24 protein-coding genes and 1 riboswitch are annotated in these 23,361 nt (G+C 59.9%); of the genes, 19 read left to right on the plus strand and 5 right to left on the minus strand.

Translation table 11 applies throughout. The annotated features are described in order from the left end of the window. Positions 1-26 precede the first annotated feature (26 nt). On the minus strand, positions 27-536 hold the full coding sequence (gene fabA / locus ACR0NJ_RS10780; RefSeq protein ID WP_480817132.1) for a bifunctional 3-hydroxydecanoyl-ACP dehydratase/trans-2-decenoyl-ACP isomerase: 510 nt from the start codon (positions 534-536) through the stop codon (positions 27-29). Positions 537-724: 188 nt separating this feature from the next. Between fabA and irrA the strand changes: the two genes are divergently transcribed. Then, the gene (gene irrA / locus ACR0NJ_RS10785) at positions 725-1,144 is read left to right on the plus strand and encodes an iron response transcriptional regulator IrrA (protein ID WP_480817133.1); all 420 of its coding nucleotides are present in this window, start codon (positions 725-727) and stop codon (positions 1,142-1,144) included. On the opposite strand, the gene ACR0NJ_RS10790 is transcribed toward irrA, so the two are convergent. Continuing rightward, complete coding sequence (locus ACR0NJ_RS10790) at positions 1,119-2,042, minus strand: LysR family transcriptional regulator (protein WP_480817134.1); 924 nt, start codon at positions 2,040-2,042, stop codon at positions 1,119-1,121. The two genes, irrA and ACR0NJ_RS10790, sit on opposite strands and share 26 nt — an antisense overlap. An 86-nt stretch (positions 2,043-2,128) precedes the next feature. Here ACR0NJ_RS10790 and ACR0NJ_RS10795 point away from each other — a divergent pair, with 86 nt between their 5' ends. Next, entirely contained in the window at positions 2,129-2,926 is a 798-nt protein-coding gene (locus ACR0NJ_RS10795; protein ID WP_480817135.1) for a phytanoyl-CoA dioxygenase family protein, read from the plus strand. Between the two features lie 72 nt (positions 2,927-2,998). On the opposite strand, the gene ACR0NJ_RS10800 is transcribed toward ACR0NJ_RS10795, so the two are convergent. Beyond that, complete coding sequence (locus ACR0NJ_RS10800) at positions 2,999-3,862, minus strand: hypothetical protein (protein ID WP_480817136.1); 864 nt, start codon at positions 3,860-3,862, stop codon at positions 2,999-3,001. Between the two features lie 122 nt (positions 3,863-3,984). Here ACR0NJ_RS10800 and miaB point away from each other — a divergent pair, with 122 nt between their 5' ends. The 10 genes from miaB (at position 3,985) to ACR0NJ_RS10850 (ending at position 14,513) form a co-directional block, all read left to right on the plus strand. Next, on the plus strand, positions 3,985-5,304 hold the full coding sequence (miaB, locus tag ACR0NJ_RS10805; protein ID WP_480817137.1) for a tRNA (N6-isopentenyl adenosine(37)-C2)-methylthiotransferase MiaB: 1,320 nt from the start codon (positions 3,985-3,987) through the stop codon (positions 5,302-5,304). Between the two features lie 179 nt (positions 5,305-5,483). Beyond that, entirely contained in the window at positions 5,484-6,248 is a 765-nt protein-coding gene (locus ACR0NJ_RS10810; protein ID WP_480817138.1) for an outer membrane protein, read from the plus strand. Between the two features lie 138 nt (positions 6,249-6,386). Next, positions 6,387-7,409, plus strand: coding sequence for a PhoH family protein (locus ACR0NJ_RS10815; protein WP_480817139.1), 1,023 nt, complete (start codon positions 6,387-6,389; stop codon positions 7,407-7,409). 36 nt (positions 7,410-7,445) lie between these two features. After that, positions 7,446-7,940: an rRNA maturation RNase YbeY gene (gene ybeY / locus ACR0NJ_RS10820; protein WP_480817140.1), complete on the plus strand. Its 495-nt coding sequence runs from the start codon at positions 7,446-7,448 to the stop codon at positions 7,938-7,940. 36 nt (positions 7,941-7,976) lie between these two features. Continuing rightward, entirely contained in the window at positions 7,977-8,864 is an 888-nt protein-coding gene (locus tag ACR0NJ_RS10825; protein ID WP_480817141.1) for a hemolysin family protein, read from the plus strand. Further along, entirely contained in the window at positions 8,861-10,360 is a 1,500-nt protein-coding gene (gene lnt, locus ACR0NJ_RS10830; RefSeq protein ID WP_480817142.1) for an apolipoprotein N-acyltransferase, read from the plus strand. The genes ACR0NJ_RS10825 and lnt overlap by 4 nt, the downstream gene beginning before the upstream one ends. Positions 10,361-10,407: 47 nt before the next feature. Then, positions 10,408-10,456, plus strand: a riboswitch (SAM-SAH riboswitch). A 5-nt stretch (positions 10,457-10,461) separates the two neighbouring features. Next, entirely contained in the window at positions 10,462-11,643 is a 1,182-nt protein-coding gene (gene metK / locus ACR0NJ_RS10835; RefSeq protein ID WP_480817143.1) for a methionine adenosyltransferase, read from the plus strand. A 130-nt stretch (positions 11,644-11,773) separates the two neighbouring features. Beyond that, positions 11,774-12,484, plus strand: a complete 711-nt coding sequence (trmB, locus tag ACR0NJ_RS10840) for a tRNA (guanosine(46)-N7)-methyltransferase TrmB (RefSeq protein WP_480817144.1) — start codon at positions 11,774-11,776, stop codon at positions 12,482-12,484. Positions 12,485-12,552: 68 nt separating this feature from the next. After that, positions 12,553-13,899, plus strand: coding sequence for a 3-phosphoshikimate 1-carboxyvinyltransferase (gene aroA, locus ACR0NJ_RS10845; RefSeq protein ID WP_480817145.1), 1,347 nt, complete (start codon positions 12,553-12,555; stop codon positions 13,897-13,899). Continuing rightward, positions 13,896-14,513: a (d)CMP kinase gene (locus tag ACR0NJ_RS10850; RefSeq protein WP_480817146.1), complete on the plus strand. Its 618-nt coding sequence runs from the start codon at positions 13,896-13,898 to the stop codon at positions 14,511-14,513. The genes aroA and ACR0NJ_RS10850 overlap by 4 nt, the downstream gene beginning before the upstream one ends. 24 nt (positions 14,514-14,537) lie before the next feature. Here the strand turns inward: ACR0NJ_RS10850 and ACR0NJ_RS10855 are convergent, their stop codons facing one another. Beyond that, a complete protein-coding gene (locus ACR0NJ_RS10855; protein WP_480817147.1) occupies positions 14,538-15,017 on the minus strand; it encodes a YHS domain-containing (seleno)protein in 480 nt (159 codons plus the stop codon). A gap of 217 nt (positions 15,018-15,234) precedes the next feature. On the opposite strand from ACR0NJ_RS10855, the gene ACR0NJ_RS10860 reads away from it, so the two are divergent. Then, on the plus strand, positions 15,235-15,759 hold the full coding sequence (locus tag ACR0NJ_RS10860; RefSeq protein WP_480817148.1) for a hypothetical protein: 525 nt from the start codon (positions 15,235-15,237) through the stop codon (positions 15,757-15,759). A 218-nt stretch (positions 15,760-15,977) separates the two neighbouring features. Next, positions 15,978-17,663 (plus strand): tryptophan halogenase family protein, encoded by a 1,686-nt coding sequence (locus ACR0NJ_RS10865; protein WP_480817149.1) that lies wholly within the window; start codon positions 15,978-15,980, stop codon positions 17,661-17,663. An 81-nt stretch (positions 17,664-17,744) separates the two neighbouring features. On the opposite strand, the gene ACR0NJ_RS10870 is transcribed toward ACR0NJ_RS10865, so the two are convergent. Beyond that, on the minus strand, positions 17,745-19,304 hold the full coding sequence (locus tag ACR0NJ_RS10870; protein WP_480817150.1) for an AMP-binding protein: 1,560 nt from the start codon (positions 19,302-19,304) through the stop codon (positions 17,745-17,747). 246 nt (positions 19,305-19,550) lie between these two features. Here ACR0NJ_RS10870 and ACR0NJ_RS10875 point away from each other — a divergent pair, with 246 nt between their 5' ends. From ACR0NJ_RS10875 to ACR0NJ_RS10895, 5 genes are all read left to right on the plus strand, one after another. Then, entirely contained in the window at positions 19,551-19,823 is a 273-nt protein-coding gene (locus ACR0NJ_RS10875) for a DUF6525 family protein (protein ID WP_480817151.1), read from the plus strand. A 257-nt stretch (positions 19,824-20,080) separates the two neighbouring features. Further along, the gene (rpsA, locus tag ACR0NJ_RS10880; RefSeq protein WP_480817152.1) at positions 20,081-21,757 is read left to right on the plus strand and encodes a 30S ribosomal protein S1; all 1,677 of its coding nucleotides are present in this window, start codon (positions 20,081-20,083) and stop codon (positions 21,755-21,757) included. 269 nt (positions 21,758-22,026) lie between these two features. Then, the gene (gene ihfB, locus ACR0NJ_RS10885) at positions 22,027-22,311 is read left to right on the plus strand and encodes an integration host factor subunit beta (protein WP_050603110.1); all 285 of its coding nucleotides are present in this window, start codon (positions 22,027-22,029) and stop codon (positions 22,309-22,311) included. A 7-nt stretch (positions 22,312-22,318) separates the two neighbouring features. Continuing rightward, positions 22,319-22,669 (plus strand): lipopolysaccharide assembly protein LapA domain-containing protein, encoded by a 351-nt coding sequence (locus ACR0NJ_RS10890; RefSeq protein WP_480817153.1) that lies wholly within the window; start codon positions 22,319-22,321, stop codon positions 22,667-22,669. 9 nt (positions 22,670-22,678) lie between these two features. Further along, positions 22,679-23,320: a phosphoribosylanthranilate isomerase gene (locus ACR0NJ_RS10895; protein WP_480817154.1), complete on the plus strand. Its 642-nt coding sequence runs from the start codon at positions 22,679-22,681 to the stop codon at positions 23,318-23,320. The last annotated feature ends 41 nt before the right edge of the window (positions 23,321-23,361 follow it).

The following is a 23,361-nucleotide window of genomic DNA, read 5'->3' on the forward strand; positions in this document are numbered from 1 at the left end:
GCTCCTTCGTTTCGGGCCGGTCTGGCTCAGGCGTCAGACAGGACGACTTTCATGTCTTTGACGTCGTAAATCAATTCACCGTCCGCTTCGACAATACCATCTGCCACACCCATAGTCAGGCGGCGTGTCTGGATCGCCTTTTTGAAATCGATTTTATAAGTCAGCATCTTGCGGTCCGGGCGGACCATGCCGGTCAGTTTGACCTCGCCCACCCCAACGGCCATGCCGCGCCCCTGCCAGCCGCGCCAGCCCAGGTTAAAGCCGGTCAACTGCCACAGGCCATCAAGGCCCAGACAGCCGGGCATGATCGGGTTGCCGGGGAAGTGGCATTCGAAAAACCACAGGTCCGGGGTGATGTCGAACTCGGCCAGAATATGGCCTTTACCGTGTGCACCGCCATCGGCGGAAACTTGGGTGATCCGATCCATCATCAGCATCGGCGGGGCGGGTAACTGCGCGTTGCCGGGGCCGAATAATTCGCCGCGCGCGCATTTCAGCAGATCGTCCTTGTCAAAGCTGCTCGGGAATTGGGCCATTCTGCCGCCTCTCCTGCCAGGGGTCCGTTCGTTTAATCTGGCCTCGTCTAGCACCCGTTTGCAAGGGCCTGCAAGAGCAGCGCGCCACATCATGTTGTGCATACGACATTCTTTGCGAATGAATTTCATTTGAAATTCCCTGTTGGCCGCCCCTATATATATGGTCAGCAGCAACAGGTATCGGACCCATGACACCTCAGAGCCGGGACATCGCGACAGACTGGTTGGTCAATGCCGGATTACGCCCCACGCGTCAGCGGGTGGCCTTGGCCGAGCTTTTGGTGGGTGACGGTCGCCATCGGCACGTGACCGCAGAAAGCCTGTTCGACTCCGCCAAATCCAACGGCGACGCTGTTTCGCTGGCCACGGTCTATAACACCCTGCGCGCCTTTTGCGACGCCGGTGTGTTGCAGGAGATCACGGTGGATGGCTCCAAAAGCTATTTTGACACCAACACCCACGATCATCCGCATTTCTTCTGGGAAGATGAAGGTCGGTTGAGCGATGCTCCGTCCGAGGAGTTGGTGATCCAACGCCTGCCGGACGCGCCCGAAGGGGTCGAGATCGCATCGGTGGATGTGGTCATCCGTCTACGCCGGACGCAATAGCTCGTTCTGCAGTCAGGTTTACAATCAAAACACGCTCGGCCATGGCAAGCGTTGCGTCCGTTGGCCCTTTGCCGTGACGGGCGAGGACAATAGCTTCGGTCGCATCAGGATTGCTGATCGGCAATCGAACAAGTGGTTTGTTATCATAGCTGAGGTCGCCAGGCGGGTTGGCGTAGCTGATCCCAACCCCTTCGCCATGCGCGGCGAGACTGCGTTGAATCTCCAGTGAGGCGGCTCTGTGGGCCACGCGGGGGCTCAGCCCGTTTAGGCGGAACAGGGCCAGTATATGCTGCGCCGACAGGCCTTCGTTGGACAGGATCAGGGGGTAGTCTTCCAGTTCCGACAAAGTGACCTGTTTGCGCTTTGCCAGCGCATGGTCGGGCGAAAGTATCGCGCCTGCGCGGTTCTCGAACAGGGTTGTTCGGGAAAACCCGGCATCCATTCCAAGATCATAGGTGATTGCGATGTCGAGCTGACCGTTGATCAGGTCGCTCAGCAGGCTCTCGAACGGTCCGACAGTGTAGGCGGTTGTCACATTGGGCAGTGACGCCTGCAGATGCCGAAGGGCCGAGGCCAGATGAAACGGGGCCAGATCGGTGAAGCAGCCGAGCCGCAGTTGCGTTAAGCCCTGTTCGGCCGTGTCCGATGCCTCGATTCGCGCGGCGGATGTCAGAACGTCTTCGGCCCGTTCGATGAACCTGCGGCCTTGCGGGGTCAACGCCATCGCAGCCCCGCGCCGACGGATAAACAGCGGATAGCCCAGATGCGATTCGACCCGCGTCAGCGCGGTCGACAAGGCAGGCTGCGAGACGTTCAGATGGTGCGAGGCCGCCGACAGGCTGCCATACCGCCCGATGGCGCAGACATATTCATACTGGCGCAGGGAAATATATAACATGAAGTTAATTATAGCTTTGCGAGATATGATTTGAACAGAAGGTATGATCCGACGCAAACTGAGGCGGATACATCAAGGAGAGCCCAATGCCACATCCGCTCGTTTCCCCGGACATGATTGACACTTACCAGACCGACGGTGTCGTCTTGGTCAAAGGTCTGTTTGCGGATCACGTGGATCAGTTGCGTGACGGGGTAGCGGCGAATATGGCCGATCCCGGTCCGTATGCTTCGGAAAACAAGAAACAGGGCGAAACCGGCCGATTTTTTGACGACTACTGCAACTGGACTCGCATCCCCCAGTTTCGTGACGTGATTGAGGCGTCGCCCGCTGCCGAAGTTGCCGCGGATCTGATGCAGTCGCAGAGTGTGCAGATGTTTCACGACCATGTTCTGGTCAAGGAACCGGGCACATCCATGGCCACGCCCTGGCATCAGGATGGGCCGTATTACTTCGTCGAAGGCCAGCAAACGATCAGCTTCTGGTCCCCGCTGGACCCGGTGAAACAGGCCACTCTGCGCTGTGTCGCCGGATCGCATCGTTGGGAAAAAGAGGTTCTGCCGACCCGCTGGGTGTCCGAGGAGGGGTTCTTTCCGGATGAAGGTCAGTACATCCCTGTTCCCGACCCCGATGCTGAGGGCATGAAGGTTGTCGAGTTCGAAATGGAGCCCGGTGATGCGGTGGCGTTCAACTATCGCACCCTGCACGGCGCGCGCGGCAACCAGTCGGACAGCCGCCGGCGCGCGTTTTCTCTGCGTTTGGTCGGGGACGACGCGCGGTATGCCGAACGTCCGGGTCGGACCTCACCGCCGTTTCCGGGGCATGACATGGTGCCGGGCCAGCGTCTGCGCGAGGATTGGTTTCCGGTTTTGTTGCGGCGGTGATTAGGGGGCGCTGCCCCCGTCGCGACAGGCCGCGACTCCCCCAGGGATATTTTTGGACAGATGAAGTGCGGATCAGAACCACTGGCCGGATTCGATCAGCCCCAAATCCAGCAACTGACGCGAGTTCCAGTCGAAGGGGATCGAGTTGCGCCAGCGGAAGGTCGGGATGTCGAAGGTGGACCCTGCGTTTCGTTTCAATGCCTTGGCCGCGCGGAATGAGCATATGGCCGCAGTCATGTTGTTATGCCACGGGCATGAATAAGTGTTGTATTCGGGCTCACTAAACGTGTGATCCGGCAGCAGGGTAAGGCCCTTTTGCGTTTTGAAAACGGCGATCCTGTCGATGCGGCGACGTTCATACGGAATGTGGTTTTCAAACCGCCAGCGCAGACCGCCGGACATATCAAGCTGCCGATCCAGTGGCTGGCCCGAGGCATCGTGCCGCGTGTGGGCGTAATATCCGGTGCTGTCCAGCATGGCGTGATCGGGGGCCACGCCGTTCGGGAAGGTGGCCAGATCGTCTGCGTAGAGATCGACCACATGGCAGAGCATTGCGTTCCGCCGCTCCTCGCTATGAAACGCCAGAAATTCGCCGATACTGCGGGTCTCGCAAAACGGAAAGAACAGGTATTCGGCGTTGTAGCAGTAATACATCCAGAGGCCGGGGGCCGAGGCGATGATCCGGTTGATCGTCTCAAACACAACCGAACGCGGCACGCATTTCAGGGTGACGCGGTGGATCTGGCCTTCAAGTGCGGGGTCTAGGCCAAACTCTTCGGGCATAAACGCGATCACCGATTTGAAGCCGAGCTTCAGGTGGTGGCGCAGGGTGCCTTCGACCTCGGTCTCATCCTCGGCGAAAATCAGAGCGACCGGTCCCTTGGCCAGTGCGGCAAGGCCTGCGTTCAGAAAATGGTCGGGGGATTCGTACTGCATCGCCTGTTATCGGTGCCGCCTTGCTGGAAACTGCCGCCAAATTCGGGTAATTGCGCCACCATTGCAAGCGGCGTTCGTTGCATATAGATGACGCCGATCCAGCGAATGCAAAGGCCTGCCCAATGTCCGAACCGAAGAAGCTGTTTATCAAGACTTATGGCTGTCAGATGAATGTCTATGACAGCGAGCGGATGGCCGAAGCGCTGGGCGGGCAGGGCTATGTGGAAACCAAATCCGCCGATGAAGCGGACATGATTCTGTTGAACACCTGTCATATTCGGGAAAAGGCGGCGGAGAAGGTCTATTCCGAACTCGGCCGTTTCAAAGGTCTGAAAGCCGAAAAGCCCGATCTGAAGATCGGCGTTGCGGGCTGTGTGGCGCAGGCCGAGGGTGAAGAGATCATGCGCAGGCAGCCTCTGGTCGATTTGGTGGTGGGGCCGCAAAGCTATCATCGCCTGCCCGAGATGGAGGCCAAGACCCGTTCGGGTGAAAAGGCGCTGGATACCGATTTCCCGGAAGAGGATAAGTTCGAGAAGCTGAAGAACCGGCCCAAGGCCAAGCGCGGCCCGACCGCGTTCCTGACCGTGCAGGAAGGGTGTGACAAGTTCTGTGCCTTCTGTGTTGTGCCCTATACGCGAGGGGCCGAGGTCAGCCGCCCGGCGGATCGTATCATCCGCGAGGCACAGGATCTGGTCGAACGCGGCGTGCGCGAGATCACTCTGCTGGGCCAGAACGTAAACGCCTATCACGGGGCAGGGCCGAACGGTGACATGACGCTGGCTGGTCTGATCTGGGCGTTGAACAAGGTGGACGGGCTGGAACGTATCCGCTTTACCACCTCGCACCCCAACGACATGGCCGATGATCTGATCGAGGCGCACGGGACTTGCGAAAAGCTGATGCCTTACCTGCATTTGCCGGTTCAGTCGGGCTCGGACAAAATCCTGAAACGGATGAACCGCAGCCACACGGCGGAGAGCTATCTGCGCCTGATCGAACGCATTCGCGCGGCGCGCCCCGACATTGTTATGTCGGGCGATTTCATTGTCGGCTTTCCCGAGGAAACCGAAGAAGATTTTCAGGCCACGCTTGATTTGGTCGAGCAGGTCAAATACGGCTATGCCTACTCCTTCAAATACTCGACACGTCCGGGAACCCCGGCGGCCGAGCGGGCGCAGGTTGATCCCGCAGCGGCAGATGACCGCCTGCAGCGCCTGCAGGCTTTGATCACCCGACATCAAAGGGAAATTCAGGACGCGATGGTGGGCCGCACTGTCAAGGTTCTGTTTGAAAAACCGGGTCGTTTGCCAGGGCAAATGGTTGGGAAATCGGAATATCTGCACTCGGTCCATGTTGCGGGTCCGGACATCGCGACAGGTGACCTGAAACAGGTGCGGATAGTCGAGTCCGGAGCAAACTCCTTGGCAGGTGAACTGATTTAATCCGGCCTTTAGCTGCGCTTCAGATACCATCGTTGGTGTTGGTTTCTGAAATTTACCCTTGATTTATCCTTTGGAACTATGTTCCGAGGGGAGCCAGTCTTATTCCGGGTGTGGTTTTACGCCTTCGGGGTTTCAGTCTGCGCTGATCCGACTTGGGGTGAAAGCGATGGAGGGTGCGAGTGACAATTGTGGAAAGACTCAGTTTGTCGAAGTTCCGGCGCGCGGTGCCAGCGGCCTCGGTCGTGACTTTCTTTGCAAGCGCCACCATAGCCGGAGACCTGAAAGGCACTGTCGAGGACCCCGAAGTGGTCAGCCCCAACCGGATCGGCAGCGACGTGAGCGCCTTTTATCTTGGGGTAAGCGGGGCTTACGGCCTGGGTGGTGATGATCGTTTTGGACTGACCACACCGGGTGGAACTTTTGCGATTGGCGAACAGGACCTGACAGGGAACTACGGCGGCATTCGCGGCGGCTGGCGCGGGATTCTGCCGTTTTTTGGCGGGCGCGATTATGTTTATGGCGTTGAAATCGGGTATGATTTCGGATCGCTTGAGGACGACGTTTCAACTCAAGTCGGCGGCACCCCAGTGCAGGGCGGGTCTCGGGTCTCGGACGTGCTGTCGCTTCGGTTGCGCAGCGGCTTCACGAATCGCAGCAAGAGCATCCTTTACTTCGCGACCATCGGCTATGTGCACGGGGATGTAGAGACAACAAACAGCTTCGGGTCGGGTCCCACCTTTCAGGCGTTCCGCGATACCGACACCCGCAACGGATTTTCGGCCAGCATCGGAGCCGAACACCGGCTGAACGAAAACTGGTCGATCACGGGCGAATACGAGTACGTGCAATTCGAGTCCGAGGTAATTCAGTTCGAATCAGGCTTTTCGACCAAGTCCACGCCAAACTATCGGGGCTTGCGTTTCGGGCTGAACTACACGTTCTGATCAATCCCCGGAAAGGACAAGGGTTCCGGCACCTGTTGTCCGATTTGTCGTCTACACCAGATTTTTTAAAACTGTGGCTTGCGCCCACCAAGTTTTGTTGTCTACGCTCAAGATGAAACGCCAAGACAGGAGAACGGATTGGCCATCGGTGCCCTGACCCCACCGCAAGACGAGATGCCGCAACAAGAGGCATTTGTAGAGTTTCCCGACAACCGACTGTTGATTGATCTTTGCGGCGAATACGACCGCAATCTGGCTGAGATCGAACAAAAGCTTTCTGTTCAGATCATCCGCCGGGGCAATCAACTGGTGGTGATGGGGGAAGAACACGCCCAGAAACAGGCGATTGACGTTCTGCAGGCCCTTTACACCCGTCTGGAAGGCGGCCGCGAGGTCGAGGCCGCGGATGTCGACCGCGAACTTCGGATGGGTGATTCTGAGAAGGGAACCGGCAGCCGCGACGGCGACCAGCTTGAAATGTTCAAGGGCGGCACGGTCGAGATCAAGACCCGCAAGAAGCTTGTTGAGCCCCGCACGGATGCGCAAAAGGCCTATGTGCAGTCGCTGTTCAACAACGAACTGGCCTTTGGCATCGGCCCGGCTGGGACCGGCAAAACCTATCTGGCGGTGGCCGTGGGCGTCTCGATGTTCATCGGCGGGCATGTGGACCGGATCATCCTCAGCCGTCCGGCGGTCGAGGCTGGTGAGAAGCTGGGCTATCTGCCGGGCGACATGAAGGACAAGGTCGATCCTTACATGCAGCCGCTTTACGATGCGCTGAATGATTTTCTGCCGGGCAAGCAACTCGCCAAGCTGATTGAAGAAAAACGCATCGAAATTGCTCCGCTAGCCTTTATGCGGGGGCGGACATTGGCCAATGCCTTTGTGGTGTTGGACGAAGCGCAGAATGCCACGACCATGCAGATGAAGATGTTCCTGACCCGCCTGGGCGAGGGCAGTCGCATGGTGATCACCGGCGACCGGTCTCAGGTCGATCTGCCGCGTGGTGTTCAGTCGGGGCTGGCTGATGCTGAACGGTTGCTGAAAACCATCCCCAACATCAGTTTCAACTACTTCACGTCGAAAGATGTGGTACGCCACCCGCTTGTCGCCGCCATCATCGAAGCGTATGAGGCCGACTCGGGCCGCGAAACAGGTTGATTTCCGGGCCCGCACTTGGGGTTTTGGAATGGCGTCATGAATCTGGAGTTAACTGTCGACGACCCACGCTGGGCGGGGTTGGAACCCCTGTGCCAAAGGGCGATCAGCGCCGTGCTGCAGCATTGCGGGCTGGACCCGGACCTGTGTGAGGTCAGCGTTTTAGGCTGCGACGATGCCCGCATCGCAGACCTGAATTCTGAATTCCGCGCCAAACCGACCCCGACAAACGTGCTCAGTTGGCCTGCCGAGGACCTGACTCCGGAAATGGCCGGACACGTGCCGAAGCCACCGGAACCGGATTTCACCGGCGAAATTCCCTTGGGCGACATCGCGATTGCCTATGAAACCTGCGCGCGCGAGGCCGCGGAGGCAGGCAAGGACATGGACGATCATGTGACCCATTTGCTCGTTCACGGAACGTTGCATCTGTTGGGTTATGATCACATCCGCGACCCCGACGCCACGCTGATGGAGGCGGTCGAGGTCAAGATACTTGGCAAAATGGGTATTGATGACCCATATAGGTTATGAAGCGGGTTATCTCACCCGATCAATTGGAACAGGAAAATGGGCGATACAGACGGCAGTTCTAGGGCGGCGCACAGCGCGCAACCACAGGACGGCAATGACGACATAGAAGAGAAAAGCGGTTTCTTTTCCCGAATTTTTGATGCGTTCTCGGGCTCGGACGACGACCAGACCGGGCTGACCAATGGGCACGATGCCATAAGCGTACAACCGCGCGGCATGATCAACCTGCGCCGCATGCGGGTCGAGGATGTCGCGATCCCGACCGCGGAAATCGTATCGGTTCCGTCGACGGTCGCAAAGGATGAACTGGTCCAGCTGTTCCGTGAAAGCGGCCTGTCGCGTGTTCCGGTTTATGAGGGTACGCTGGATACGCCTCTGGGCTTTGTGCACCTCAAGGATTTTGCCCTGACACATGGGTTCAATGGTGGATCGACCGAGTTCGATCTGGTGCCGATGTTGCGCACCCTGCTGTTCGTGCCGCCCTCGATGCCGATTGGCGTGCTGCTGACCAAGATGCAGACCGAGCGTCGTCATATGGCTTTGGTGATCGACGAATACGGCGGTGTGGATGGCCTGCTGACCATCGAAGACCTGATTGAACAAGTCGTGGGCGAGATTGCCGACGAACACGATGCCGATGAAGATCAGCTTTGGGTGCAGGAAAAACCGGGATGCTACGTGGTTCAGGCCCGTGTCCCGCTCGAGGATTTCGAGGCCGAGATCGGGCGCTCTCTGACCAGCCATGAAGATGTAGACGAGGAAGAGATCGACACGCTGGGCGGTCTGGTCTTCATGCTGTCCGGCCGCGTGCCCGCGCGGGGTGAGGTTGTCTGCCATCCTGAAGGGGCCGAGTTCGAAGTGATCGACGCCGACCCGCGCCGGATCAAGCGGCTGCGCGTCATGCTACCGGATATCGCTGCATGAACCCTGCCCGGGGCTGGCCCTTTGGCCTGAGGATTGTCGTGGCGGCGCTGCTGGGCGCGCTCGGCGCGTTTGGTCTGGCCCCGTTCGGGTATTGGACGGCGACTCTGGTGGCCCTGATTCTGATCGCGCCTCTGTTCTTAGTCAGCGAAACGCGTGCGCGGGCGGCTTGGGTCGGGTGGTTCTTTGCGACCGGGTATTTTGCCCACGCGCTGAGCTGGATCATCGAACCGTTTCAGGTCGATGCTGAGCGGCACGCGTGGATGGCCCCTTTTGCGCTGGTGTTCATGGCAGGCGGGTTGGCTTTGTTCTGGGCATTGGCCTTCTGGCTGGCTCGGAGGCCGAAGGCGTCGCCAGTTCTTCAAGCCACGTTGTTGGCAGTAACGTTGTCCTTGGCCGAGTTCGCCCGGGGCTACGTTCTGACTGGCTTTCCGTGGGCCGGGCTGGCGCAGGTTTGGGTGAACTCGCCGGTCGCTCAGGTGCTGTCGCTGGTGGGGCCTTACGGGTTAGGCGCACTGACCCTAGGTGTGACCCTGCCTTTGGGCGCGGTTTTGTCCGAAAGCGCAGGTGCAAAAGCCACGATCGGCTCCATCGCTTTTTCTTTGGGCGTTGCGATTCTGGCCTTTGTCTACGCCGCATCCCGCCCGCCAGTTGTCGAGGGCGACCATATCGTCCGTCTGGTGCAACCCAACGCGCCGCAGCACCAGAAATGGCACCCGGATTATGCCCCGCTGTTTTTTGCGCGGCAGATCGAATTCACCGCTGCCCAGCCCAGACCCGATCTGATCGTCTGGCCCGAGACCTCTGTCCCCGCGTGGTTGGGAAGCGCCCAGCCATATCTCGAGGCCATTTCAGAAGCCGCGCAGGGCACGCCGGTGATGCTGGGTATCCAACGGGCCGAGGGGCCGCGCATTTATAACTCACTGGTCTATCTGGATCAGACGGGCCGACAGCAGGCCGTGTACGACAAGCACCATCTGGCCCCCTTTGGCGAATACGTGCCGCTGGGCAACCTGATGGCTCGGTTCGGAGTTTTCGGCCTGGCCGCGACCACCGGGAACGGGTTCAGCGCCGGGCCGGGGCCCGAGTTGATTGACGCAGGTGAATTGGGTCGGGCCTTGCCCCTGATCTGCTATGAGGCCGTGTTCACGCAGGACGTAAACGGCGCACCAGGGCGCGCCGATTTTCTGGTGCAGATCACCAATGATGCCTGGTTCGGAACCCGGTCGGGCCCGTATCAGCATCTGGCACAGGCGCAGATGCGGGCGATCGAACAGGGCGTGCCGATGATGCGCTCGGCCAATACCGGGGTTTCGGCCATGATCGACCCGCTGGGGCGGATTACAGCCCAATTGCCATTGGGGCAGGCGGGCTATGTGGATGCCACGCTCCCTCTGCCGCAGACCGCGACACTTTATTCGCGCACGGGGGACAGTCCGGTTTTCATAGTCCTACTGGCCCTGTTTGCGATGCTCTGGCGCACCACCCGACGGGCGTAGCGCAATTACCGATTGACCCTGCCCCACTCTGCGCGTATCCGGGCCTATGCCTGTCACAACGGCTTCCTGGCGTGGCAGAGAAATCTTAATGGAGCACATTTATGTCCCGACAGAACTACATTTTTACCTCGGAATCGGTTTCCGAGGGCCACCCGGATAAGGTTTGCGATCGTATTTCCGATGCCGTACTCGACGCGTTCCTAAGCGAGGAACCCGAAGCACGCGTGGCGTGCGAAACCTTTGCCACAACCGACCGGGTTGTGATCGGGGGCGAAGTTGGCCTGTCGGATCAGGAAAAGCTGCATGATTACATGGGGCGTATCGACGAGATTACGCGCGCCTGTATCAAGGATATCGGCTACGAGCAGGATAAATTTCACCACCAGACGGTCGAGGTGACGAACCTGCTGCACGAGCAATCCGCCCATATCGCGCAGGGTGTGGATGCGTCGGATGACAAGGACGAAGGCGCCGGTGATCAGGGTATCATGTTCGGCTACGCAACCACCGAAACGCCCGCGTTGATGCCCGCGCCGATCCAGTATTCTCACGCGATCCTGCGCCGTCTGGCCGAGGTCCGAAAGAACGGAACAGAACCGGCTTTGGGTCCGGACGCAAAGTCTCAGCTTTCGGTGATCTATCGCGATGGCAAGCCGGTTGGCGTCAGCTCGATCGTTCTGTCGACCCAGCATCTGGATGAGGCGCTGACATCAGACGACATCCGCGCCATTGTCGAGCCCTATATCTCTGAGACTCTGCCCGATGGCTGGTTGTCGGCGGAAACCGAATGGCACGTGAACCCAACCGGCAAATTCGTGATCGGCGGCCCTGATGGCGACGCAGGCCTCACGGGGCGCAAGATCATCGTCGACACCTATGGCGGTGCTGCGCCTCATGGCGGCGGCGCGTTCTCGGGCAAAGACCCGACCAAGGTGGACCGCTCGGCGGCCTATGCCGCGCGCTATCTGGCGAAGAACGTTGTTGCCGCGGGCATGGCGGAACGCTGCACCATCCAGTTGAGCTATGCGATTGGTGTCTCGAAGCCGCTTTCGATCTATGCTGAAACCCACGGCACCGGTCAGGTCGCGGATGCGTCCATCGAAAAGGCCGTTGGGCAGGTGATGGACCTGACCCCGCGCGGCATTCGCGAGCACCTGCAATTGAACAAGCCTATCTACCAGCGCACTGCCGCATATGGCCATTTTGGCCGAGAACCGGATGCGGACGGAGGCTTTAGCTGGGAACGCACCGATCTGACGGACGCGCTGAAAAAGGCCTTTTGACAGAGGTGATCCAAAGGTGCGCCCTGACGGGCGCGCTCTTCTTCTGTTGAAAAATACCTCGGGGGTGTGGGGACTGGCTCCCATCTCCGACCCCTTGCCACAGGCCCAGCGTCACAGTATGGGCACCGGCATGACCACCGAGACACCACAACGCCCGCGCAGAAACTTCTATGGCCGGTTCAAGGGCAAGACCCTCAAGCCCAGCCAGAAGGCCTATCTGAATGAAGACCTCGCCGCGTTGTCGCCCGGTGATGTCGACTGGGACAGCAACCCCGAACGCCTGCCGCTGGATTTGGATGGTCTGTTCGGTGGCAAGCCGGTGTGGCTTGAGATCGGCTTTGGCGGTGGCGAGCATCTGGTGCACCAGGCCGAAAACAACCCTGATATCGGTATTATCGGGGCCGAGCCTTACATTAACGGCGTTGCCATGCTGCTGGGCAAAATCCGCCGTGCAGCGGTTGAGAACCTGGCCGTACATCCCGGCGATGCGCGGGACCTGTTCGATGTTTTGCCCGATGCCAGCATCTCGCGCGCCTTCCTGCTCTATCCCGATCCGTGGCCCAAAAAGCGGCACCATCGTCGTCGGTTTGTGACGAAGGAACATCTGGAACCTCTGGCGCGGGTCCTGAAACCGGGGTCGATTTTCCGGGTGGCCACCGACATCCCCGACTACGTCCGCCAAACGCTGGAAGAAGTTCCGCGCGCGGGTTTCGAATGGCTGGCCGAGCGCCCGGCCGACTGGCGCGACCCGTGGGAGGATTGGATTTCCACCCGCTACGAACAAAAGGCGCTGCGGGAAGGGCGCGCACCGCATTACCTGACCTTCCGCCGCACCGGCTGATTGCGGCTGGACCAACCGGCCCCAATTCGCTAATCCGCCCTGAACTGATAGCGAAAACAGGAGCCCCCATGTCCGGACACGGCACGCCCATCCCGATGACCTCGCATCCTTGCGGCCCGCTGACCGGCACGGCCGAGGTGCCGGGCGACAAGTCGATCTCGCACCGGTCGCTGATTCTGGGCGCGATGGCGGTGGGTGAGACAAAAATTTCGGGCCTGCTGGAAGGTGAGGATGTGCTGGACACCGCCAAGGCTATGCGCGCCTTTGGCGCCGAGGTAACCGATCATGGTGGCGGAGAATGGACGGTGCACGGTGTCGGCGTTGGTGGCTTTGCCGAGCCTGATCAAGTGATCGACTGCGGCAATTCGGGGACCGGCGTGCGGTTGATCATGGGTGCGATGGCGACTTGCCCGATCACGGCGACCTTTACTGGCGATGCCAGTCTGAACAAGCGCCCGATGGCGCGTGTGACCGATCCGCTTGCTCTATTCGGGGCGCAGGCGGTGGGCCGCGAGGGCGGGCGGTTGCCGATGACCATCGTCGGCGCGGCGGACCCGGTTCCGGTGCGGTACGAGGTGCCCGTACCCTCGGCGCAGGTTAAATCTGCCGTGCTGCTGGCCGGTCTGAATGCCCCCGGCAAGACCGTTGTCATTGAGAAAGAAGCAACCCGCGATCATTCCGAACGGATGCTGGCCGGTTTCGGCGCGGAAATCACAGTTGAGGACACCGATGAGGGCCGCGTCATCACTCTGACCGGTCAACCCGAGTTGAAGCCGCAGGTCATCGCAGTTCCGCGCGACCCGTCCAGCGCGGCTTTCCCGGTTTGTGCGGCGCTGATCACGCCTGGATCGGATGTGCTGGTGCCCGGAATCGGTCTGAACCCGACCCGTGCGGGTCTGTTCACCACGCTGCGCGAGATGGGGGCCGACCTGACCTATGAGAACGAGCGCGAAGAGGGCGGTGAACCGGTGGCCGATCTGCGCGCGAAGTATTCGCCCAACATGAAGGGGATCACCGTGCCGCCGGACCGCGCCGCGTCGATGATCGACGAATATCCGGTTCTGTCCGTCGTTGCGGCCAATGCCACCGGCACCACGATGATGGGCGGGGTGAAAGAGCTGCGCGTCAAGGAAAGCGACCGGATCGACGCGATGGCGCGCGGGCTGCGCGCAAACGGCGTGACGGTGGACGAGGGCGAGGATTGGTGGTCGGTCGATGGCCTTGGTATCGGCGGTGTGCCCGGTGGTGGAACCTGCGAAAGCTTTCTGGACCACCGCATTGCCATGTCGTTCATGGTGATGGGGATGGGCGCGAAAACCCCGGTCTCGGTCGATGACGGTGGTCCGATTGCGACCTCTTTCCCGATCTTCGAGCCCCTGATGGCGTCACTGGGCGCAAAGGTCGAACGCACGTGAGCTTTACGGTTGCCATCGATGGCCCGGCTGCGGCGGGCAAGGGCACGATCTCAAAGGGCGTTGCCGCGCATTTTGGCTTTGCCCATCTGGACACCGGGCTGCTTTACCGGGCAGTCGGGCGACGTACGCTGAACGGAGCTGATGCGGTCGAGGCCGCGCAGTCCCTGACGGCGGAGGAATTGGAGCAAGGCGACCTGCGCACGGCTGAGATCGCTCAGGCGGCATCCCGGGTTGCCGTCGTCCCCGAGGTGCGCGCGGCACTGGTGGATTTTCAACGCAGCTTTGCCCGACGGGCAGGAGGGGCCGTTCTGGACGGTCGCGACATCGGCACCGTGATCTGCCCGGCGGCGGAGGTAAAGCTGTTCGTCACCGCCAGCGCCGAGGTGCGGGCGGAACGACGGTTTCTGGAACTCAGCGCGAAAGGCGGGGATGTCACGCGTGATCAGGTTCTGGCCGACGTGCGCGAGCGCGATGCGCGTGATGCCGAACGCAGTACCGCGCCGATGAAACCGGCGGAGGATGCCGTGTTGCTGGACACCTCGGACCTGAATATTGACGACGCGCTGGCCACGGCGATTTCGATCATCGAAAAAGCAATACCCGCGACGCCGTGACGCCGCGGGTCTTAGGTAGGGTAATTACAACTCGCCGACAGCGATGCTCTTGATATTGGCCCACTGGTCGTCTGCAGTTTTCGCGGTGCCGGTGACATCCTTCAGGAAGGCCGCGCGGGTTTCGCCGTTCAGGAACAAGTACAGCTTGCCGTCCGCGATCAGATACTGATCCGGGTCGCCGTCGAATTTCTTGCCAACCGACACGCCGAAAGAGCAGAACCCGCCATGCTGGGACAGATAGGCGGCGGGGTTGGCCTCGAACGCTTCGCGGTTCTCGGAGCTGGTGAAATAGTAGGATGCGCCATCATAGGTGGCAGAGTGGTTGGCAAAGCCTTCAACCGGGTTGCCGCTTGTAACCAGCGCCACCAGATCGACGCCATGCGCGGCAAGCGGCGCACCGCCCGCCGAGATACCGTTCGAGACGTTGATCTCATCCGCCGCAAAGGCCGGGGCGGCGATCAGGGGCAGGGTTGCGATCAGGGTGGTCAGGACCAGAGATTTCATTGCGTTTCCTTCCGTATTCAGGTTTGGGGCGGGCAGATTGCCAGCCGCTGAAACAAAGCTAGGGGGCCGGTTCTGAACGGACCATTCCAGATGCAACGGCAAACCTTGCAGATCGTTCAAGAACGCGTCTTTTCGGAGGATGCTCTTCACCAAGCTTTGTTTGGCCAGAGGGCAGCGCGACGCCTATGGTAAGCGGGCAACCTGCAGGAGCGACGCCATGATCCGACTAGCCCTTTCCCTGATTTTTCTGGCCGGCGGTCTGGCCGCGCAGGAGGCCCCGGAAGCTGAGCCTCCGATGACGTATGAGCGTCTGGGCAAGATCATCTTCGCCCTCGACCCCGAGGCCGAGCCAAGTGGTCCGGGGTTTTCGATGACGGTCGCGGATGTTCCCGTTCTGGTCATTGCTGACGCAAATGCGGATCGTATGCGGGCAATGGTACCGATCCGCAGTTCCGAGGAACTGACCGCCGACGAGATGCGGCGGATGATGCAGGCGAATTTCGACAGTACCCTGGACGCGCGTTATGCTATCGCCAACGGCACCCTTTGGGCCGCGTTCATTCACCCGCTGTCCCGGCTGGACAAGGAACAACTGATCTCGGGTCTGGCGCAGACGGTGAACATCACCAAGACCTACGGCACGCTCTATTCCGGTGGCGCGGCCGAGTTCGGAGGGGGTGACAGCACCGATCTTCAACGCGAACTGATCGAAGATCTTTTAAAGAAGGGCGAGGAAATCTGATCCTCGTCCCGAAGCCACGAAGGACCTGATGCCAGCCCGTTTTGCAGAGGTTTTGATGCCAAGCACGATGTGCGCGTCAGGGCGTCATAAGCTCTGGCTGGTCGCAGGAAAGCTGTTATAGTCTCCGGCAAGCAAAAAGGGAAAGCCGCGATACAAACCCCAAAATCAAAAGGGGACCGCAGCTATAAAATCCCGCAAGCCAACAGGGACAGAACCACATGAGTAATCGTTTGAACAAAATCACCATCGTTGGTGGCGGCACGGCTGGCTGGATGACCGCGCTGATCCTGGACATGGTGTTTTCCCGCACGTCAGGACCGAACGACCGCCCGCAGATTTGCCTGATCGAAAGCCCCAATATCTCGACCGTGGGCGTGGGTGAGGCCACGGTGCCGCGTATGCCGGTCACGCTGCGTCAGGCGGGCATTTCCGAACGGGACTTTTTCCGCGAAACCAACGCGTCGTTCAAACTGGGCGTGAAGTTCTGCAACTGGAACAAGGATGCCAAGGGTAAGCGCATCGACTATGTGAACCCCTTTGCCCACGGCCAGATGATCGAGGGGCTGGAGGCCGCCGAATATTTCCTGCGCTTTGGCAACGGGGATCGGGATTTCACTCAGTCGATCTCGCCGCATGATCATCTGGGCCGTATGTGCAAAGGCGCGCGGCAGTTGGGGCAGCCCGAGTTTGAGCAGCGCTTTGGCTATGCCTACCATCTGGATGCCGTGAAATTTGCCGGCATGCTGACCAAGGTCTGCACCGCGCGCGGCGTCGAGCATATCCGAGATGAGGTGCAGGCGGTTGAACTGGACGAACAGGGCAACGTCAGCCACCTGAAGCTAGAGCGTGCCGGTCGTCATGACATCGAGATGGTGGTGGATTGCACCGGTTTCCGCGGGCTGATCATCAATCAGGCTCTGGGTGAGCCGTTCATGGATTACTCGGACTATCTGCCCAACGATCGTGCGATGGCGCTGCAGGTCGAGCATCCCAATCCAAGGAAGATCGAAAGCCTCACGCGCTCCACGGCTCTTGGCGCGGGCTGGACTTGGCGGGTGCCGCTCTACAATCGGGTGGGCACGGGCTATGTGTTTTCATCCGCGCATCGTACCGATGATCAGGCGGCGGATGAATATCTTGAATGGCTGGGTGACAGCGGCAAGGGTTTGACACCGCGCGTGATCCCGATGCGCGTCGGGCGCGTGCGCAATGCCTGGGTCAAGAACTGTGTCGCAATCGGCCTGTCCGGCGGGTTTATCGAGCCGTTGGAAAGCACCGCGATCCACATGATCGACCACGCGGTGCGCTGGTTTGCGGAACATCTGCCCACGCAGGACATCGAGCCTGCGCTGCGGGCCAGATATAACCGCCAGATGGACAAGCTTTACAACGAGGTGCTCGAATTCATCTGTCTGCACTATCGTCTGGGCAACCGCACCGATGACCCATATTGGATCGACGCGCGTACCCAGATGAAGATTCCGGACAGGCTGGCCGAGAACCTGGAATTGTGGCAGCACCGCCTGCCGATGCAACACGATGTCGAGTTCGCTACCCTGTTCGACCATCGCGTTTATCAGACGGTTCTTTTGGGCAAGCAATCCTATGATACCGGCTATGGGACCGGCATCCGCGATCGCTTGCGGCCACTGAAGAAAGCGGTTTGGGCTCAGGGGATGAAGCACGCGAAGGCCGATCTTGCGCAGATCGTCAAAGCGATGCCGGATCACAAAACGCTGCTGCGCGACATCCGGGGTGAATTGAAGCAACCGGCCTTTGTCATGGCGAAGGCGGTGAAACCCACAGTGGCAATGCCGGGCGTGAAACCAGAGCCCGTAGAAGTTCAGAACATGCCAAACCTTGCCGAAATCCAAAGCGGCAAGAAGGACTTGCAGCTGTTCTAGACGTTCTTTTGCATTCTGCAGAACGCGCGGACCGAGGAAGCGGGCGCGTTGGTCCGGGCGACATACACCCAGACCCGACGCCTATGCCGATACTAGCCTGTCCCGCAGAAACCGTCTGAGGATTTTGCCCGACGGGGATTTGGGGATTTCATCGACGACCTCGACGACGTGGACCTGTTTGTAGTGGGCCAGGCGCTTGGCCAGATAGGCCTGCAGGTCCTCCAGTGGCGGCAGGGCCTGATCCGGGGCCGGGACGACAAAGGCCATCGGCAACTCTCCGGCCTCGGGGTCGGGTTTGCCGATCACGGCGGCGTCTGCAATGGCCGGGTGAGTGACAAGATGGGCTTCCAACTCGGCAGGGGCGACCTGAAAGGCCTTATACTTGATCAGTTCTTTCAGCCGGTCAGTGATGAACATAAAGCCATCCGCATCAATCCGGGCGATGTCGCCGGTGCGCAGCCATCCATCTGGCAGCAGGGTTTCCGCCGTGGCCGTCGGGTTGTTCAGATAGCCCTTCATGGTCTGCGGGCCGCGCACCCATAATTCACCTTCTTCCCCCACCGCGACATCTTCCAATGTTTCGGGGTCCACGATCCGGCATTCCGTGCTGGGCGCGGTTACGCCGGACGCCCCGCTTTTGTCGGCATCGGGTGGGGTCAGATGGCTGACCGGGGCAAGCTCGGTCATCCCGTAGCCTTGTACCGCGCGCAGGTTCAGCCGCTCGGCCACGGCATCCGAAATGTCGCCGCCCATAGGGGCCGCCCCGCTGAGCATTTGCGTTGTCGCGCTCAGGTCAAACTGATCCACCAGCGGATGTTTGGCGAGCGCCAGAGCCACCGGAGGCACGACCCACAGTTTGGGGGTTTTGTAGCGGCTGCACAGGTCCAGATACATCTCCAGATCAAAGCGCGGCAGGGTCACGACGCAGCCCCCCGCGGCCAGATACAGGTTCATCACGACCTGCAGCCCGAAGATGTGAAAGAATGGCAGAAACGCGACGGTGGTTTCATGCGGTTCCAACGCCGCGTATCCCATCACCTGATCCGTGTTCGCCACCAGATTGCGGTGGGTCAGCATGACGCCCTTGGGCAAGCCGGTTGTGCCCGACGAATAGGGCAGAATAGCGATGTGGTTTTCGATATCCACCGGCACCTGATCTTCCTGCGGCGGGCCCATGAAATCGGCCAGAGACGCCGCGCCTTCGGGCGCGTCGCCAATCACGACGATCTGCTGAACTTTGGTGCCCTGTACCGCCACCGTAGCCAGATCGTAAAACGGTGCGATGGTGATCAGCAGTTCCGCCTCGGCATCTGACAATTGCTGGGTGACTTCGGGCGCGGTGTAGGTGGGATTGATCGTGGTGATGGTGCCCCCGGCCCAGCAGACCCCGTGAAAAACAACCGCATATTCCGGCATGTTGGGGGCCATCAAAGCCACGCGGCAGTCCGACCCATACCCCTGCGCGGCCAACCCGCCTGCAAAACGCTTGACCGCCTCGACAAATTCCTCGCCCGTCATTTCTCGTCCCGTCGGGCCGTCGATCAGGACCGGCCTGTTCAGCGCGATCCCATCGAACACACGTTGGGTGATTGTCTGCGAGGTCAATTCAACAGGTGGTAATGGGCTTTGGTAAATTGTCATTTCGTGTCCCTCCAATTGAAGTGCAGCCTACACCATTTTTCCAAAGCGCGCCCGGGTTGGTGGGTTTTGATTGTAAGGCACTGCGATCTGACGGGCCCATCGGTGGATGTGCGGTCAAAAAGGGGTCTTGTGTCCAATTGTCATTTGTTATGAAATAACATACTATGAAATGCACGGCCCTGACCAAAACCCTTGCGCCTATCTGGCTGCGGACAATCATCAAGCCCATGCAGGCCCGAGGCCGCCATGCGTAGCAGCACATCCGGGCGGAACCTTAGAACATCGATGAAAACTCGCCGCCGCGGCGGGTCGCGGATGAGGGCCTTTGATGCGTTGCCTCGTGACTTGCGCATCTGGCTGGCCTCAGCCTGTTTGCCGTGGAGCCCGGAATCCGCCCTGAAAGTTTGGAGCCGGGCGGGTGGCCCCGACAACCCGGATGCCGCGATCTCGCGGCTCGATGAAATTGAACGCGCGATGCTGCGGAAGGATGCGCAGGTTTGGGTCGCGAAAGTGCGCTGAAACGGGGAAGGTGAGGCCAATCCCCTTGAAATACCGGCTTTCTGCTTGCACCGGTCAGGGAATCCGCCTATACGCGCGCTGTCTGAACAAGGGCGGCTAACGTCCGGATGACGTATCTGAGCAGGGCCGGGTCACCTCGGCCCTTTGTGTTTGTGTAGTTAGATGCGCCCCGGATCACGCCGGTGAAGACATGAAACAAGACCGGCGGAGACAACCGCTCGGCCAGCAAAAACGTATGTAAAGGAAAACAACGCCACATGGCCAACGCATCCATGGAGGAATTCGAAGCCCTCCTGAATGAAAGCTTCGAAATGGACACGCCCGAAGAGGGTTCTGTTGTCAAAGGCAAGGTTCTGGCGGTTGAAGCCGGCCAAGCCATCATCGACGTCGGCTACAAAATGGAAGGCCGCGTTGATCTGAAAGAATTCGCAAATCCCGGCGAAGCTCCTGAAATCGCTGTCGGTGACGAGGTTGAAGTTTACCTGCGTGCCGCAGAAAACGCCCGTGGCGAAGCCGTCATCTCACGCGAGATGGCCCGCCGTGAAGAGGCATGGGATCGTCTGGAAAAAGCATATGCCGACGACCAGCGCGTCGAAGGCGCAATCTTTGGCCGCGTCAAAGGTGGCTTCACCGTCGATCTGGGTGGCGCAGTTGCGTTCCTGCCCGGTTCGCAGGTTGACGTTCGCCCCGTGCGCGACGCTGGCCCGCTGATGGGTCTGAAGCAGCCGTTCCAGATTCTGAAAATGGACCGCCGCCGTGGCAACATCGTTGTTTCGCGCCGCGCCATCCTGGAAGAATCGCGTGCCGAACAACGCGCCGAAGTTATCGGCAACCTGTCCGAAGGTCAGACCGTCGAGGGTGTCGTCAAGAACATCACCGAATACGGTGCATTTGTTGACCTGGGCGGCGTTGACGGCCTGCTGCACGTCACCGACATGGCATGGCGCCGTGTGAACCATCCGTCCGAGATCCTGACGATCGGCGAAACCATCAAGGTTCAGGTCATCAAGATCAACAAAGAGACCCACCGCATCAGCCTGGGCATGAAGCAGCTGCAGGAAGATCCGTGGGATCTGGTTGCTGCCAAGTACCCGCTGGGCTCGGTCCATCAGGGTCGCGTCACCAACATCACTGACTACGGCGCTTTCGTCGAGCTGGAAGCCGGTGTCGAAGGTCTGGTGCACGTGTCCGAGATGTCCTGGACCAAGAAAAACGTCCACCCCGGCAAGATCGTTTCGACCAGCCAGGAAGTCGACGTCATGGTTCTGGAAATCGACGGTGCCAAGCGCCGCGTGTCTCTGGGCCTGAAACAGACCATGCGCAACCCGTGGGAAGTGTTTGCAGAAACACACCCCGAGGGCACCGAGGTCGAAGGCGAAGTCAAGAACATCACCGAATTCGGTCTGTTCATTGGCCTCGACGGCGACATCGACGGCATGGTTCACCTGTCCGACCTGTCGTGGGACGAACGTGGCGAAGATGCGATCCAGAACTACCGCAAGGGCGACGTCGTTCAGGCGGTTGTCTCGGAAGTGGACGTCGAGAAAGAGCGTATCTCGCTGTCGATCAAAGCCCTGGGCGGTGACAAGTTCGCCGAAGCCGTGGGCGGCGTGAAGCGTGGCTCGATCGTGACCGTTGAAGTGACCGCAATCGAAGATGGCGGCATCGAGGTCGAGTACGAAGGCATGAAGTCGTTCATCCGTCGTTCGGACCTGTCCCGTGACCGCGCCGAACAGCGCCCCGAGCGTTTCTCGGTCGGTGACAAGGTCGACGTCCGCGTCACCAATGTCGACAGCAAGACCCGCCGTCTGGGCCTGTCGATCAAGGCACGCGAAATCGCCGAAGAGAAAGAGGCCGTGGAACAGTACGGTTCCTCCGACTCGGGCGCATCGCTGGGCGACATTCTGGGTGCAGCGCTGAAGTCGGGCGACTAAACCCGGGCGCACCCAAGCCAAGATTTTCGGCCTCGCACGCAAGTGCGGGGCCGTTTTTGTTGCGAATCAATATGTTCCAAATACCCGGCTTAATCACGCTGTCGTTCGCGCATTAAGTGTGGAAATCCGGGATACAGGCAAAAATTCGCGTGAGATTGCCGTAAAATGAACCCTCGCGGCCCAGAACCTCCGTTCCCCCAATCCGGCTTTTTTCCTATACTGTCAGAACAGTAGACAAGTCACACCGGTCGCCTGGGAGGGTATCACGCATGATTCGTTCAGAACTGATTCAGAAAATCGCCGACGAAAATCCGCATCTCTATCAGCGCGATGTCGAGCGAATCGTGAATACCGTTTTTGAAGAAGTCACAGATGCCATGGCCCGTGGCGACCGGGTGGAACTGCGCGGGTTCGGGGCCTTTTCGGTGAAAAAGCGCGACGCCCGTGTTGGGCGCAATCCGCGCACCGGCGAGACCGTGCAGGTCGAAGAAAAATGTGTTCCGTTTTTCAAGACCGGTAAGTTGCTTAGGGACCGATTGAACGGTAAAGCCTGACGTCATGATGCGTTACATTCGATATGCTTTTCTGGCGGCCCTCGGGATCGTTCTTGTTTCAATCTCGCTGGCCAATCTGGAAGCGGTTGAGCTGAAGCTGATGCCGGACGCCCTGTCCGAGTTGCTGGGCTTTAACCTGAACACAACCCTGCCGCTGTTTCTGGTGGTTCTGGGCGGCGTTGTTGCCGGTTTGGTCATCGGCTTTCTTTGGGAATGGCTGCGCGAGCACAAGCATCGCCGCGACGCCACCGTCAACAAGGGCGAGGTTCGCAAGCTTGAGCGTGAGGTCAAGAAGCTCAAGAGAAAGCAGAACGAAGGTCAGGACGAAGTTCTCGCCATTCTGGACGAAGCCAGCTAAGGCACCAAAATGTCCGATGTAAGGTTCAAGATTTGCGGCCTGACCGCAGCAGAACATGTGCGCGCTGCTGCTGAGGCGGGGGCAGGTTATGTTGGTTTCGTATTCTTCCCGAAATCGCCCCGGCATCTGGAAATCGCAGCCGCATCGGAACTGGCGCATCTGGTGCCCGCAGGCATCGCCAAGGTGGCGCTGACCGTGAATGCCTCGGACGCGGAACTGGACCGCATCCTGTCCGTCGTCCCGCTGGACATGCTGCAGCTTCACGGCAAAGAAACCCCCGAGCGCGTGGCCGAGGTACGCGACAGGTTCGGTCTGCCGGTGATGAAGGCCATCGGCGTCGCCGAGGCCGAGGATCTGGCGGCCATCGATCTTTATTCGGAAGCCGCCGATCAGTTGCTGATCGACGCCAAACCGCCCCGCAATTCCGAATTGCCGGGTGGCAACGGGTTGGCCTTTGACTGGCGGCTGCTGGCCGGGCGGAAATACTGGCGCAAACCATGGATGCTGGCCGGTGGGCTTACGCCCGAGAACGTGGCCGAAGCTGTGCGCATGACCGGCGCGCAGCAAGTCGATGTCTCCTCGGGCGTGGAAAGCGCGCCGGGCGTCAAGGATGCCGCGCTGATCCGCGCATTTGCAGACGCGCTTCGGTGATCTGATCCGGCTTACTCAGCGTATCCCCGAAAAAGGGGATG

It is taken from the genome of Ruegeria sp. F11 (genome assembly GCF_056533855.1).